A 14,715-nucleotide genomic window follows, 5' to 3' on the forward strand; every position below is an offset into this window, starting at 1 on the left:
CGGCCACGCGCCGCGACACCCCCGCGCGCCCCGGGCGCCCCGCCGGCGACGCCGCCGCACCCGGCACCGCCCGCCCCGGCCGCGGAGCCGCTGGCGCCCGCACCGGCTGCGCCCGGCGCCCCGCTCCCGGACGACCTGGAGGACCTGGAGGCCACCCGGTTCAGCGTGTCCTCCCGCCGCAGCCCGGGAGACGGCAGCGTGCCGCCGCGGATCGTCGTCGAGATCGACCCCGAGCGCCGGGTGCACGTCGCGACGCGGACGCTCGTCGGTCGTCAGCCGCAGCAGGACGGCGGCGCGCCCGCGACGTTGCTGCGCGTCGAGGACCCGACCCGCTCGGTGTCGAAGACCCACCTCGAGCTCGTGCCGACCGCGCAGGGGCTGCAGGTCATGGACCTGGGCAGCACCAACGGCAGTGCCGTCATCGCGCCGGGCGGCGCGGTGCAGGAGCTCGTCGTGGGGCGGCCGGTGACGGTCGCCGCGGGATGGGTCGTGCAGGCCGGCGCGCGCCGCCTCACCGTGGTCGGCCAGGACGCCGGAGCATGACGGCACCCGTGAGCCTCGGCCTGCTCTGGGGCGCGGCGACGCACCAGGGCGCCCGCCGCAGGCTCAACGAGGACTCCTACCTCGCGCGCGGGTCGGTCTTCTTCGTCGCCGACGGGATGGGCGGGCACGACGCCGGGGAGGTCGCGAGCGCGGCCGCGGTGGCCGCGCTCTCGCCCCTGGGCGATTCGGAGGTCGTCGGGGTCGACGAGGTGCGCTGCCGCGTGCGCGCGGCGCACGACGCCGTGCGCGCCATCGAGACCGCACCCGGCCGGGGTGCCGGCACGACGCTCTCGGGTGTCGTCCTCACCGACCAGGGCGGTGAGCCGTACTGGCTCGTGGTCAACGTGGGCGACTCTCGCACCTACCGGTCGGCGGACGGCGTGCTCGAGCAGGTGAGCGTGGACCACTCGGAGGTCCAGGAGCTGGTCGACGCCGGGCGGATCACCGCGCACCAGGCACTCACGCACCCCCGCCGGCACGTCGTGACGCGCGCGCTGGGGGCCCCGGACGACCCGGAGCCCGACTTCTGGTTCCTGCCCGTGCACGCGGGCGACCGGATGCTCGTGTGCTCGGACGGTCTGACGGCCGAGCTGACCGACCGTCGGGTGGCCGAGGTGCTGCTCGTCGAGGCCGATCCCCAGGTGGCCGCCGAGCGGCTGGTCGGCGAGGCCCTGGCCGCGGGAGGCCGGGATAACATCACGGTCATCGTGGTGGACGCCACAGGGCTGACCGACGCCCTGGAGCGCACGGCGCCCCGGGGGGACGGGCGCGCCGGCCAGGAGGACGACGAGGACACGGTGCCCCGGCGGTCGCCGTGGGAGGGGGCGCTGACGTGACGGTGCGCTACGTGATCGGCCCGGCGTACGCCGTGGTGCGCGGCGGGGCCGTGGTCGTGCTGCCGGAGAAGGTGACCCCCGAGCTCGTGGACGAGCTGTGGACCACCCTCGGCGAGCGGCCCGGCGTCGTGCCGGTCCTCGAGGTGCTCACGGGGTCCTTCGGCTCGAGCCTGGCGTCCCTGCCCCCGTTCGCGATCGCGGTCGCCGACGGGCGGCGCGTGCAGGTCGCGAGCCGTGGCGCCACGTCCGTGACGGTCGCGCGGGCTGACGGCCGGGACCACGTGTCCGGCGAGGGCGTCACGACCTGGGCGGAACGGACCTTCGACGAGGTGGTCGACCTCGCCGTGCAGGTCGGAGTCACCGAGCCCGAGGACCTCGTCGACGCGCGTGCCCTGCCGCTCGACGCGGGCGTGGTCCTCGTGCGCTCCGTCGGCACCCGGCTCACCGGGGAGCCGCTGCCCGCGGTCGCGGTCCGCCGGTCAGAGCCCGTCCGCGAGCCGTGGGAGGACTCGGGTCCCGAGCCGGCCGGCGCGCCGACGCCGGTCGTGGCCGCCCCAGCGCTCGCCGCGCCGGTCGCGCCCGAGGCGACCATCGCCCCCGAGGCCACCATGGTGCCCGGCCTGACCGTGACGTCCGACGACGTCCCGCGCCCCGCGGCCGCGGAGCCGGCCCCCGGCCCAACCGGTGCAGAGGTCCGTGCCGACGACCTCGCCGGGGACCGCGCCGACGACGGGGGCGCGACCGCCGGCGGTGCTGCCGGCGCGGGCGAGCCCCCGGTCGAGGAGAGCACGGGCTACGACCACCTCTGGGGGTCGACGGTCCACCGCGCGGTGGAGGCCGCGGCCGTGCGGCCGCAGGGCGAGGACGACGCGGAGGACGACGCGGAGGACGACGCGGAGGACGACGGCACGCCCTCCGCGGACGCCTCCCCGGCGGGAGAGGCGGTCCAGGCCGGCGACGCCGACGCCTCCGCGGCGGGTGCGCCGGGGGCCGGGCCGCCACCGGTCGAGGCGCCGGCAGCACCGCCGGGGGAGGACGACGCCGGGCCCTCGCCCGAGACGCTGGCTCCCGCCTTCACCGCTCCCTCCGGTCCGGTACCGTCCGTCCCCGCCGCGGCAGGGTCCCCCCCGTCCGCGACAGGGTTCACGGGCGCGCCGGCCGCGGGAGCCGACGAGATCGACGGCAGCACCGTGCTGTCGTCCGCGATCGCAGACCTGCGTGCCGCAGCGAGCACCCCGGCGGCGGCCGCGCCGGTCCCGGACGTCCCGGTCACGCTTCCGCCCGGCCCGTCGTTCGCGGCTGCCCCGCAGCCGGGGCGGCCGATGATCCTGGCGCGCTCGTGCACGGCCGGGCACCCCAACCCCCCGCAGCGGGACGACTGCGCGACGTGCGGGCAGTCGCTCGTGGGGGAGGCGCGGCAGGTGCCCCGGCCGGCGCTCGGCGTGATGAGCGTCTCGGGCGGGCCGCGCGTCACGCTGGACCGACCCGTCGTCGTCGGGCGCCGCCCGCGCTCGCCCCGGGCGACCGGGGACGACCTGCCCCGCCTGGTGACCGTCCCGAGCCCGCAGCAGGACATCTCCCGGTCCCACGTCGAGGTGCGGCTGGAGGGCTGGCACGTGCTCGTCAGCGACATGAGCACGACCAACGGCACCACCCTGCTGCGGTCGGGGCAGCCGCCGCTGCGCCTGCACCCGGGAGAGCCTGTGCTCGTCGTCTCGCGGGACGTCGTCGACCTGGGCGACGGCGTGACGCTGACCTTCGAAGGGATCCTCTGAGTGAGCCGCAAGCGCCCGCCGTCACCGCCGCCCGAGATCGAGGGGTACGAGTACGTCTCCCTCATCGGCTCGGGCGGCTTCTCGGACGTCTTCCTCTACCAGCAGCGGCGCCCGCGTCGGCGCGTCGCGGTCAAGGTGCTGCTGCACGAGTGGACGAACGAGGGGCAGCGGGAGGCCTTCGAGGCCGAGGCCGACCTCATGGCCACCCTGTCCACCCACCCGTCCATCGTCACGATGTACGAGGCGGACGTCGCCGCGGACGGCCGCCCGTACCTCGCGATGGAGTTCTGCTCCCGGCCCAACCTGGGCGCGCGGTACCGCGCCGAGCGGCTCAGCGTGCCGGACGTGCTGCGCATCGCCGTGCAGGTCGCCGGCGCGGTCGAGACGTCCCACCGCGCGGGCATCCTGCACCGGGACATCAAGCCCGCCAACATCCTGGTCACCGAGTACGGGCACCCCGCCCTGACCGACTTCGGCATCTCGTCCACGCTGGACGACGCCGGGCTCGCGGAGGGCATGTCGATCCCGTGGTCGCCGCCCGAGTCGTTCGCGGAGCCACCGCGCACCTCCGTCGCGACCGACGTCTGGGGCCTGGCCGCCACGACCTACTCGCTGCTCGCGTCGCGGACGCCGTTCGAGGTGCCGGGTGGGTCGAACTCCAGCGCGGACCTCGTGTCGCGGATCGAGTCGTCGCCGCTGCAGCCCACCGGCCGGAACGACGTGCCGGCCTCGCTGGAGCGGGTGCTCGCCACGGCGATGGCGAAGAACCCGGAGGCGCGGTACCCGACGGCGCTCGCGTTCGCGCGCGCGCTCCAGGCCGTGCAGACGGACCTCTCGTTCGCCGTCACGCCGATCGACCTCCTGGACGACCGCGGTCAGGTGCTCGACGACGACGGGAGCGCGTCCGGGCCGGACGACGACGAGGTCGGCACCCGCCTGCGCGAGGTCGTCTCGGTCGACCCGCGCGGCCCGGCGACGGCTGCGGGCGGGCTCGCGGCGCCGGCTCCCGCCGCCCCGCCCCGGCCCTCCTGGTCCTCGTCGGTCCCGGCTGCCACGACCGGCACGCCCCAGGGCGTCCTGGCCGACGACCTCGGGGACACGGTGCACCGGTCGATGGCCCCGTCCATGCCGATGGCTCCGGCCGGGACGACGGCGCCTCCGGCGCCCGCCCCGGCCCCGGAGGAGCCGCGTCGCGGCCGGGCCACGACCGGCCTCGTGGTCGGGCTCGTCGCGGTCGTGGCCGCCCTGGTGGTGACCCTCGCGGTCGTGCTGTGGCCCGACGGCGCGCAGGACCCCGACGTCGCCCCCACGCCGGTGGCCACGGGTGCCGGCGACGACCCCGCGCCCCCGGCCGACAACCTGGGCGGTCTGGTGCCCGCGGTGACGGAGCTCGAGGGCACGGTCGAGGGCGACAAGGTGGTGTTCACCTGGGCGAACCCCGACCCCGTGGACGGCGACACGTACGGCTGGCGCGAGCCGAAGGCGCTGGAGGAGGCCCACTACCAGCAGGTGGAGGAGCCCACTGTCACCGTCGACAAGGCGGGCTCCGGTGAGACCTGCGTCGAGGTCGTCATCGTGCGCCGGGGGGCGTTCTCTGTCGAGCCGCAGGGGGTGTGCGTCCCATGAGCGACCTCGCGGTGGAGTTCGCGGGCGAGTGGTTCCGGCCCGACCCGGCGGCGGTGTTCGAGATCGGCCGCGAGGGCGACCTGGCGCTGGACGACAACCCGTACCTGCACCGGCGGTTCCTGCACCTGACGTACGCCTCCGGCCTGTGGTGGCTGGGCAACGTGGGCGCGCGCCTGTCGGCCACCGTGTGCGACGCGGCGGGCGGGGTGCAGTCCTGGCTCTCGCCGGGCACGTCGCTGCCGATCGTCTTCCCCTCGACGTCCATCGTCTTCACCGCCGGCCCGACCACGTACGAGCTGCTCGCACGGCTCAGCCCCTCCCCGTACGCGGAGATCCGCTCGGAGGAGCCGGAGGGCGGCGCCACCACCATCGGGATGATCCCGTTCACCGTGAGCCAGCGGCAGCTCGTGGTCGCCCTGTGCGAGCCGATGCTGCGCCGCGACGGCACGGGGCTGTCCGAGATCCCGTCCTCCGCCGAGGCGGCGGCACGCCTCGGGTGGACGACGACCCGGTTCAACCGCAAGCTCGACAACGTGTGCGAGAAGCTCGACCGCGTGGGGGTCAAGGGGCTGCGCGGCGGTTCCGGCGGCCTCGCCACCAACCGGCGCGCGAGGCTCGTGGAGTACGCCGTCGCGTCGCGGCTCGTGACCTCGGATGACCTGCCCCTGCTGGACCTGGCCGACGACGAGGGAAAGGACGGCGAGTGAACCGCCCCACGCGCCCGGAGCTCTGGCAGCTCGTGGTCGTGGTCGCCGGGGGAGCCGCCGCCATCGCGTTCGTGATCCTCGTGGCTGCCGGCGTCGTCACCGACGGTGCCGGTACCGGCGACCCGCTGGACTACTGGCGGTCGATCGGCCGTGAGCTCACCGACGGCGGCAACTGGCGCATCATCGGCCTCAGCGCGCTGGCCGGGGCGGCCGTCACCGCCGTCGTCGGCGCGATCGCCCGCCGGGGTTCCTGACCCGGACCGGCCGACGCGGCCGGTCCCCACCGACACCGACAGAACGACCCGAGGAGAGCGATGCGCGTCAAGGTGACGCTCCGGCGCCCCGACACCACGCACGACGACGTCGTCATCACCGCCGACGCGGGGGCGACGATCGGCGAGGTGGCGTCCACGCTGGCCCGCGTGGACCCCGGGGCCACGGGGGCGGTCGGCGCCGGCCGCAAGACGATCGAGGCGCGCCTGCCCGGCCAGGACCGGCCCACCCGCCTGCCGGCCGACGCCGCACTGGGTGAGGCGTGGATCGGGTCGGGCGCCGAGGTCGCCGTCGTGGACCTGGACCGGCCGGGCTTCGACTACCAGACCTCGCGCGAGGTGCGCGCGACCCTGCGGTTCGCGGACGGCGGCGCGATCGACCTCCCCGAGGGCAGCTGGACGCTCGGCCGGGCGCCGGGGTGCGACGTCGTGCTCAGCGACCCCCTCGTGTCCAAGCAGCACCTGCGGCTCGACGTCTCGGACGTGGTGGACGTCGTCGACCTGGGCTCCGCGAACGGCCTGCTGGTGGACGGCGACCACGTGCAGCGGCTGCGCGTCGAGGGCGGCCAGCGGGTCACCGTCGGCGACACGGTGATGACCATCGAGCGACGCAAGCCGCAGACGCTGACGGGCGTGGCGCCCAAGGCGGGGCCCGTGCCGTTCACGCGGTCGCCGCGGGTCGAGGCGCGGTACAAGGGCGAGGAGTTCGAGTCGCCCGAGGTGCCGACCGAGACCGAGCCGCAGCCGTTCCCGCTGCTGGCCATGCTGGCGCCGGTCCTCATGGGCGGCTTCATGGTCGCCATGGGCCGCGGAGTCATGGGCCTGGTGTTCATCGCGATGTCCCCGATCATGCTGCTCGGCAACTACCTGACGCGGAACCGGCAGATCAAGAAGCGCAAGGAGCGCGACATCGCACGGTTCGAGGAGCGACTGGACGCGCTGCGCGACGCGCTCGGGGGCGAGGAGGAGACGGAGCGCTCGGTGCGGCTGCGCGAGGCACCCGCCACGCAGCACGTGTTCGCCGAGGCGATGCGGCACGGGCCGATGCTGTGGACGCGCCGTCCTGAGCACTGGAGCTTCCTCAACGTGCGCTTCGGCATCGGCACGATGCCGTCGCGCAACACCGTGAAGGACGCGGCCAAGGGCGCGCTCATCAAGGAGTACCAGGAACGCCTGGACGCGGTCGTGGACCGGTACGAGAACGTGTCGGGCGTGCCGGTGGTCGAGAACCTGTACGACGCCGGCGCGCTCGGCTTCGCGGGCCCGCCCGCGCAGGTGGCGGGCAGCCTGAACGCCGTGCTGCTGCAGCTCACGGGTCTGCACTCGCCGTCGGAGCTGGTGGTCACCGGCATGGTCAGCCCGGTGTGGACCCGGCACCTGCAGTGGCTGACGTGGATCCCGCACACGTCGTCGCCGCAGAGCCCCGTGGAGGGACACCACCTCGCCGACTCGGCGAGCGGGGCCGCCCGGCTCGTCGCCGAGCTCGAGGAACTGGTCACGACGCGGCTGAAGGCGCAGCGTGGCGGTGCCCAGCGGCGGGGCGCGATCGACGAGGACGACGCCGCGCTCGAGCGGGGCGCCGAGGTCGGCACCACGAAGGCGGAGGCCGGGACCCGGTCGCCTGTGCCGGCCGTCGTGGTGGTCATCTCCGACGACATCGACGTCGAGCGCGCCCGCCTCGTGCAGCTCGCCGAGCAGGGGCCGGACGCTGGCGTCTTCCCGCTGTGGATCTCGGCCGACACGGCGTACCTGCCGGCTGCGTGCCGCACCTTCGTCGACCTGGGCGAGCACGGCCCGCGCGTGGGCATGGTGCGCCTCGGTCGCTGGGTGGACGACGTCGAGCTGGAGGAGGTGGACGCCACCACCGCCCTGGACTACGGCCGTCGGCTCGCCCCCGTGTTCGACGCGGGCGCGATCGTCGCGGACTCCTCCGACCTGCCCCGGTCGGTGACGATGCCGACGCTGCTGGGTCACGAGCTGTTCGAGGACCCGCACGCCGTGCTGGAACGCTGGCGGCAGAACCTGTCCGTCTACGACCGCACGCAGGCCGTGCCGCGCAAGCGCGCAGGGACGCTCCGCGCCATCGTCGGCTCGGCCGGCCTCGACGCGCAGCACCTCGACCTGCGCACGCAGGGCCCCCACGCCCTGGTGGGCGGCACCACCGGTGCCGGCAAGTCGGAGTTCCTGCAGGCCTGGGTGCTCGCGATGGCGGCGGAGTACAGCCCGGACCGCGTGACGTTCCTGTTCGTGGACTACAAGGGCGGGTCGGCGTTCGCCGACTGCGTCCAGCTGCCGCACTGCGTCGGTCTGGTCACCGACCTCTCCCAGCACCTGGTGCTGCGGGCCCTGACCTCGCTGCGCGCCGAGCTGCACCACCGCGAGCACCTGTTCAACCGCAAGAAGGTCAAGGACCTGCTCGAGCTGGAGAAGCGCGGTGACCCGGAGACGCCGCCCGCGCTCGTCATCGTCATCGACGAGTTCGCGGCGCTGGTGGGGGACGTACCCGAGTTCGTCGACGGCGTCGTGGACGTCGCGCAGCGCGGACGCTCGCTGGGCATCCACCTCATCATGGCCACGCAGCGGCCGGCCGGTGTCATCAAGGACAACCTGCGCGCGAACACCAACCTGCGTGTGGCGCTGCGCATGGCCGACGAGTCGGACTCCAGCGACGTCGTCGACATCAAGGACGCCGCGCACATCGACCCGGCCATTCCCGGCCGCGGCGTGGTGAAGACCGGTCCGGGTCGCCTGCAGGCCTTTCAGTCCGGCTACGCGGGCGCCTGGAGCACCCGGGAGCCGGAGCGGGCAGCGATCGAGGTCGCGGGGCTGCACTTCGGTCGCGAGGAGAAGTGGGAGGAGCCGGTCGACCCGGCCGCGGTGGACGACGACATGGATCTCGGCCCCAACGACCAGCAGCGGCTCGTGGCCCGGGTCAGCGAGGCGTTCGAGCTGGGACGGCTGCCCGTGCCGCGCCGCCCGTGGCTGGACTCCATGGCGGACGCCTACGACCTGACCCGCCTGCACCAGCGCACCGACACCGAGCTGCTCGTCGGCGTCGCGGACATCCCGGAGCAGCAGGCCCAGCGGCCCGTGTACTTCGTGCCGGACGTCGACGGTCACCTGGGCGTGTACGGTACGGGCGGCGCGGGCAAGAGCACGGCTCTGCGCACGCTGGCGGCGGCGGCGGGCATCACCCCCCGCGGCGGCCCGGTGCACGTGTACGGCCTGGACTTCGCGGCCGGCGCGCTGCGGATGCTGTCCGCCCTGCCGCACGTGGGCACGGTCGCCCGCGGGGACGACGTCGAGCGGGTCGTCGGCCTCATGCGGATGCTGCGCGACGAGCTGCAGCGCCGCGGAGAGGCGTTCGCCGCCGTGTCGGCGTCGAGCGTCACCGAGTATCGCCAGCTCATCGGCCGTGCCGACGTGCCGCGCATCCTGCTGCTCGTCGACGGCTTCCCCGGGTTCCGTGACGACTTCGAGGTCGGCGCCGGCCGCGCCGAGTGGTTCGACGTGTTCCGCGACATCCTCAACGACGGCCGCGCGCTGGGTATGCATGTCGTGTTCACCGCTGACCGCTCGGGCGCGGTGCCCACGTACGTGCGCTCGATGGTGCAGCGCAACCTCCTGCTCCGGATGACCGACGACGGGTACCTGGCCTTCAACGCGCCGCGCGACGTCATCACGGCGGACTCGCCCAACGGCCGCGCGCTGCTCGACGGGCTCGAGGTCCAGGTCGCCGTGATCGGCGGCACGACGTCCGTGTCCGCGCAGGCGGCCGCGACCGAGAAGCTGGGCCAGTCGATGCTCCAGGCGGGAGTCCGCCCGGCGCCCGGGGTGCGCGTGCTGCCGACCGAGTACGACGCCGGAGAGCTGCCGGACCAGGTGGACGGTCAGCCGGTGCTCGGTCTGGACGGCATCACCCTGGGCCCGGTGCCATTCGAACCCACGGGCACCATGGTCGTCGCCGGCCCGCCGGGGTCGGGTCGCAGCAACGCGCTGGTCGCGATCGGCCGGGCGGTGCTGCGGGCCAACCCCGACGCGCGTCTGTACCTGTTCGCGCAGGGCCGGTCGGCGATCGCGGACAAGCTGCCCTGGACCGAGGTGGCCACCGGGGTGGAGAAGGTCAAGGCGCTCGCCGCGGACCTGCTCGCCGCCGTGCAGGACGAGGACGTCGACCCCGGTGTCGTCGTCCTGATCGAGGGCATCAACGAGTACCTGCAGTCCCCGGCGGACAAGCCCATCCAGGACCTCACGAAGGCGATCCGCAACAGCGACCACCTGCTGGTGGCCGAGGCGGAGACCGCCGGTTGGGCCGCGACCTGGCCCCTCCTGGGCGAGGTGAAGAACGGCCGCCGAGGCCTCATCCTGCAGCCGGAGAACCTTGACGGCGACACCATCCTCAAGACGTCCCTGCCGCGCGCCGGCAAGGGTGAGTTCCCCGTCGGCCGCGGGGCCTGGATCGCGCGCGGCAAGCACACGCGCGTGCAGTTGCCGCTGGTGCTGGACGCGTGAGGACGCGCCGCGCGGATGGGGAGTCCTCCCCATCGACCGGCGCCGTCGCCCTCGGCTACGGTGCTGCCCGGCGACGAGACGACGAGCCGCGGTGCGACGACGAGGGGGAGCTGTGGCCGGGTACGACCTGTCCATCGACATGGAACAGCTGAGGACGCTGAAGGACGACCTGAAGTCCATCAGCAGCGAGCTCGAGAACGCCGACTCCCACGCCCAGGACGCGGCGGAGGCGACGGGACACGACGAGCTCCGCGACCGGGTGAACGACTTCGCCGACAAGTGGGAGATCAAGCGCGGCGAGATGCTCGAGAACGTCAAGAAGCTGTCTGACATCATCGCCCAGATCGCTGACACGTTCACGGAGATCGACAGCGAGCTGGCCAAGTCCCTCGAAGACGCGGCGAAGAAGTAGGAGAAGGTCGGCATGAGCGACACGCAGTGGGACGAGCTCGACGGGACCCCGGGCACCGTCGAGGCCAAGGGGCGCCGGTACACCGAGCTCGCAGAGGCGATCAGCCGCTCGATCGGCACGCTCCAGCAGATCGTCGACGACACGAGCACGACGGCGAAGTCCATGGAGGCGACCCGCAAGCTCGCGAGCGAGGTCCGCGAGGACATCGAGAAGGCGAAGGACCGGTACTCGTTCACGGGCGAGGCGCTGACCACCTACGGTGCGGCCCTGCGCGCGGCGAAGAACGAGGCCGACCCCGCGGCGGTGCGGCTGCGCACCCTGCGGGACCAGCTGGACCACGCCCAGGCGACGCAACGGAGCGCCGAGAGCTCGGTGGACGACCTCCCCGACGACGCGTCGCCGGCAGAGACGAGCGAGGCGCAGCGCGCCGCGACGAGCGCGGGCGACGCCGTGAGCGACCTCGAGGGCCAGATCGCGGTCCAGGAGGGATACTGGAACGGCGGCCACGACGACAAGAACCGGGCCGCGAGCGCCGCGATCTCCAAGATCGACGAGGTCGTGTCCGGCGAGAAGGTCCACGGCCTCGAGGACAGCACCTGGGACAAGGTGATGAACGTCGTCAAGGGCGTCTACAAGGTCTTCAAGGTGATCTGCGACATCGCGGGGATCCTGGCGATCTTCCTGTCGTGGGTGCCCGTCCTCGGCCAGATCCTGCTGGTGCTCGCTGCGATCGGCGCGATCATCTCCATCGTCGAGAGCATCGTGAAGTTTGCCCGCGGAGAGATCGGCTTCGGGGCGATGCTGCTGGGCGTCGGGCTCGGCGTCATGGGCCTCTTCGGCGGCAAGGCCATCAGCTCGGTCGCCAAGTACGCGAAGGCCCGCTCCGTGGTGCAGACGGCCGCCACCATGAGCAACGGGGCGGCGAAGGCGAAGTTCGGCGCCGCGCTGCTCAAGAGCTCGCGCAAGACGTTCGCCATGACCAGGGGGCAGCGGGTCACCGAGGTGCTCAAGTCGCCCTTCGTGCGCTCCGCCGGCGACAAGGCCGTGGCGGGCATGGTGAAGAACGGCCTGTACAAGAACGCGTTCAAGTCCTGGCAGGGCTCGCAGTTCCCCCTGCCCTACAAGGACGGCGCGGCCCGGTTCACCCTGGGCAACGACGATGTCGTCGACATGATCTCGCACTTCAACCAGACGGGTCTGCGGATCGACAACGTGACCAGCAACGCGCAGGCCATCGCGTCCGTCGGGGCGGTCTTCCACCAGACGGCCAGCCTGGCGAACAACGCGGGCAAGCTCGGTATGGGCATCAGCGGCGGCGACGGCTGGGGCATCTACGGCGAGGGCAACTCGTTGGTCACCAGCGGCGCCGGCGGGGCGTGGGGCAAGATCACCGGGTCGCCCGGCAACGTCAACAACGCGGTGACGGGCATCGACGACGTGTTCGGGCACGGCGGGTACGTGGCGGGCTCCTGGTGAGCCGACGCATCGCGGGCTTCGAGCTGCGGCTCCCCGAGGCCTGGTACACCGTCCCGACCGAGACGCCCGGCCTCGTGGGGGAGTGGGCGCGGTCGACCGCTGCGCAGCTGGTGGCCGAGGCAGCGGCGGCTCGCGACCTCGAGGTGCCCGGACAGGACCTGGCGCTCGAGCTGGCGAGCCAGCTCGAGGCCGTGGGGCACGCGGTCGCCGACACGGGGCTGCCCGGCCTGGTGACCGGGGCCCTGGTCCGCAGGCCGGAGCTCGGGGTGGTCGACGCGATGGTGACGGTGACGGCGCAGCCGGGCCTCGGAGCCCAGGAGTTCGCCGCGCAGCTCACGTCCGTCGTGGAGACGTCGGAGGAGCACGACTACGCGTTCGCGAGCCGCTTCGACGGCACGTCGGCCGCCGGAGACGTGACGGGACTGCACGCCATGATCACGCACTTCGGCGAGTTCGGCGACGAGGGCTCCGGGGTCCTCGAGGAGCGCGTGGTGCTGGGGGTCTTCCCCCCGGGCAGCCCGGACATGGTCGAGGTGACGGCCGTGGCACGCAGCGTCGGGACCTTCGACGACATGCCCCAGGAGATGCTCGACCTGCTCGTCGGGCTGACGGTCGAGACGGAGGAGGCATGACGCAGGAGGCGACCCCCGAGCTCAAGGTGCTCGGCGGTGAGGTGCGGATCATCGTGCCGGGCACCTGGGTGAGCATCCCGCTGGAGAGCCCGGAGAAGGCCACGGCGTTCATCAAGCGTCTCGTGCGCCGTCAGGTCGGCACCGCGGACAGACTGGCGCGCATGCGCCGCCAGGCGGTGGACGAGCTGCTGGCCACCGCGCGCGAGGCCGCCTCGATCGGCGTGCACACCTACCTCATGTCGCTCGAGATCGCGCCCGGCGTCCCCTTCCCGGCGGCGATCCTCATGGTCGACGACGAGTGGCCGGCCGCGGCGGGCCCGCTCGTGGCGGAGGGCGACTACGAGGGGGCGCTGCGGGCCGCCTACCCCGAAGGCGAGGTCGCCGTCCAGCGCAACGGCCGGCCGGCAGCCCGCGTCGTCGAGATGACCCAGGGTCAGGCCGGCGACGGCGACGACGCGGTCGACGTCCTGACGATGCGGCTCGAATATCACATGCCGCACCCGAAGGACCCGTCGAGGATGCTGCTCGTCCGCGCGAACGCCTCGGACATCCCGTCGGCGGAACCCTTCGCGATCCTCTTCGACGAGATCGTGGACTCGGTCGCGTTTATCGACGACGCCGAGGAGTCCGCGGCCTTCTGAGGGCGCAGGGCGGTCAGCGGCCCGAGTCGTCGTCCTGCATCCGGGCGACGTTGCGGTTGGTCCGGCGGACCATGTCCAGGCCGGCCCAGACGGCGACGACGAGGAAGACCACCACGACCGTCACCCAGCCGCCCAGGGTCGCGAACAGGTGGGGTGCGGCGACGTTGAGAACCACCCCGAGCACGCAGATCACGACGGCCGCGCCGAGCGCGTAGCCGGCCGGTCGCATCGCCTGGTTGGCGGCGGTGTCGCGCGCCGCGTCCTTCTTGCCGGTCATCTCGTCCGCTCCTGTCGTCGGGACCGTGCTGGTCCGCCCTGCTGTCGTCACGCGCCCGTGGCGGTCGGCGATCCGGCCGCCGTCGTCGGGGCGCGCGGCCCGGCGGCTAGTCTGACACCCCGACGCAGCACCGACAGGGAGGGACGATGACCGGGACGAGGGCCGAGGCGCCGGAGGCCTCGACACCGGCGCCACCGCCGCCCGCACGATGGAGCCTCGTGCTGCGGCCGCTCGGGTACCTGTTCGTGGGGCTGGTGTGGACAGGGATCTGGCTGGTCGCGCTGCTGCTGCTCGTGGGTTCGGTGCCCTACCTGGCTTTCGTGGACTCGGAGGCGCTGGTGGCCGGCGTCGGCGAGCGCCTGTCGAACCCGCTGGAGGCGCTCGGCGTCGTGGTGATCGTGCTGCCGGTGCTCGCCCTCGCGATCGGCTCCGGCGGGTGGTACGTGCTGACCGCGTCGTGGCCGCTCGCGGTCCTGTCCTTCGTCTATGCGGGGCGCGCGCTGGACCGCCGCTACCGCGGCGAGAAGCTCTCGTTCACGACGCGCGGCGCCCGGGGCAGCACGTTCGGGCCCCCGACGACGACGAGCGTCGCCCTGTCGCTCCAGCCGGTGCGGTCGACGGCGTTCACGGACCGGGTGATGCGGTTCTACGCCGCCGGCTGGAGCGTGGACGGGCGGACGGTGGTCGCGATGCTGCCGGCCGGCCTTGCCTGGCCGTGCGCGATCGCGGCGCTCGCCCCCGACGTGCCGGACCCGGTGCGCGCCGTGTCGGCCGTCGCCGTGGTGGTGCTGCTCCTAGCGTCGCTCGTGCTCGGGGTCCGGGCCTTCCGCCGGCGTCTCGCCGACCCGTCGGCGCCGGACCACGACCGGCCGTTGACGGATCTCAGCGCCGCCGAGCGCCGCGACCGGCTGGCCCGGGTGCGCGAGCAGCGGCGGGCGCGGCTGTCCCGCGGCGACCCCTCGGGCACGTGACCGGCGCGTCGACGGCTCGGGGACGAGACCGGCAC

The 14,715-nt window shown here is 73.8% G+C and carries 13 protein-coding genes; 12 read left to right on the forward strand and 1 reads right to left on the reverse strand.

Annotated elements, in window-relative coordinates; genetic code table 11:
* From ACQP60_RS00005 to ACQP60_RS00055, 11 genes are all read left to right on the forward strand, one after another.
* The coding region (locus ACQP60_RS00005; RefSeq protein ID WP_429727780.1) for an FHA domain-containing protein at positions 1-543 on the forward strand (543 nt) is incomplete at its 5' end.
* Positions 540-1,379, forward strand: a complete 840-nt coding sequence (locus ACQP60_RS00010) for a PP2C family protein-serine/threonine phosphatase (RefSeq protein ID WP_429727781.1) — start codon at positions 540-542, stop codon at positions 1,377-1,379. The genes ACQP60_RS00005 and ACQP60_RS00010, both read left to right, overlap by 4 nt.
* Positions 1,376-3,154, forward strand: coding sequence for an FHA domain-containing protein (locus tag ACQP60_RS00015; protein ID WP_429727782.1), 1,779 nt, complete (start codon positions 1,376-1,378; stop codon positions 3,152-3,154). The genes ACQP60_RS00010 and ACQP60_RS00015 overlap by 4 nt, the downstream gene beginning before the upstream one ends.
* A complete protein-coding gene (locus ACQP60_RS00020) occupies positions 3,155-4,780 on the forward strand; it encodes a serine/threonine-protein kinase (protein ID WP_429727783.1) in 1,626 nt (541 codons plus the stop codon). It begins immediately after the preceding gene.
* Positions 4,777-5,487, forward strand: coding sequence for a hypothetical protein (locus ACQP60_RS00025; protein ID WP_429727784.1), 711 nt, complete (start codon positions 4,777-4,779; stop codon positions 5,485-5,487). The genes ACQP60_RS00020 and ACQP60_RS00025 overlap by 4 nt, the downstream gene beginning before the upstream one ends.
* Positions 5,484-5,741, forward strand: coding sequence for a hypothetical protein (locus ACQP60_RS00030; RefSeq protein WP_429727785.1), 258 nt, complete (start codon positions 5,484-5,486; stop codon positions 5,739-5,741). Before ACQP60_RS00025 ends, ACQP60_RS00030 begins: the two co-directional genes overlap by 4 nt.
* Before the next feature lie 60 nt (positions 5,742-5,801).
* The gene (locus ACQP60_RS00035; RefSeq protein ID WP_429727786.1) at positions 5,802-10,271 is read left to right on the forward strand and encodes a type VII secretion EssC family protein; all 4,470 of its coding nucleotides are present in this window, start codon (positions 5,802-5,804) and stop codon (positions 10,269-10,271) included.
* Between the two features lie 112 nt (positions 10,272-10,383).
* The gene (locus ACQP60_RS00040) at positions 10,384-10,683 is read left to right on the forward strand and encodes a hypothetical protein (protein ID WP_429727788.1); all 300 of its coding nucleotides are present in this window, start codon (positions 10,384-10,386) and stop codon (positions 10,681-10,683) included.
* A gap of 12 nt (positions 10,684-10,695) precedes the next feature.
* Positions 10,696-12,159 (forward strand): hypothetical protein, encoded by a 1,464-nt coding sequence (locus ACQP60_RS00045; RefSeq protein ID WP_429727789.1) that lies wholly within the window; start codon positions 10,696-10,698, stop codon positions 12,157-12,159.
* Positions 12,156-12,791, forward strand: coding sequence for a hypothetical protein (locus ACQP60_RS00050; RefSeq protein WP_429727790.1), 636 nt, complete (start codon positions 12,156-12,158; stop codon positions 12,789-12,791). Before ACQP60_RS00045 ends, ACQP60_RS00050 begins: the two co-directional genes overlap by 4 nt.
* A complete protein-coding gene (locus tag ACQP60_RS00055) occupies positions 12,788-13,432 on the forward strand; it encodes a hypothetical protein (protein WP_429727791.1) in 645 nt (214 codons plus the stop codon). Before ACQP60_RS00050 ends, ACQP60_RS00055 begins: the two co-directional genes overlap by 4 nt.
* A 13-nt stretch (positions 13,433-13,445) precedes the next feature.
* Here ACQP60_RS00055 and ACQP60_RS00060 read toward each other — a convergent pair whose 3' ends face one another.
* On the reverse strand, positions 13,446-13,709 hold the full coding sequence (locus ACQP60_RS00060; protein ID WP_429727792.1) for a hypothetical protein: 264 nt from the start codon (positions 13,707-13,709) through the stop codon (positions 13,446-13,448).
* A 146-nt stretch (positions 13,710-13,855) separates the two neighbouring features.
* Between ACQP60_RS00060 and ACQP60_RS00065 the strand changes: the two genes are divergently transcribed.
* Entirely contained in the window at positions 13,856-14,680 is an 825-nt protein-coding gene (locus tag ACQP60_RS00065) for a hypothetical protein (RefSeq protein WP_429727793.1), read from the forward strand.
* Positions 14,681-14,715 lie beyond the last annotated feature (35 nt).

It is taken from the genome of Isoptericola variabilis, assembly GCF_050311655.1.
Lineage (GTDB): Bacteria > Actinomycetota > Actinomycetes > Actinomycetales > Cellulomonadaceae > Isoptericola > Isoptericola variabilis.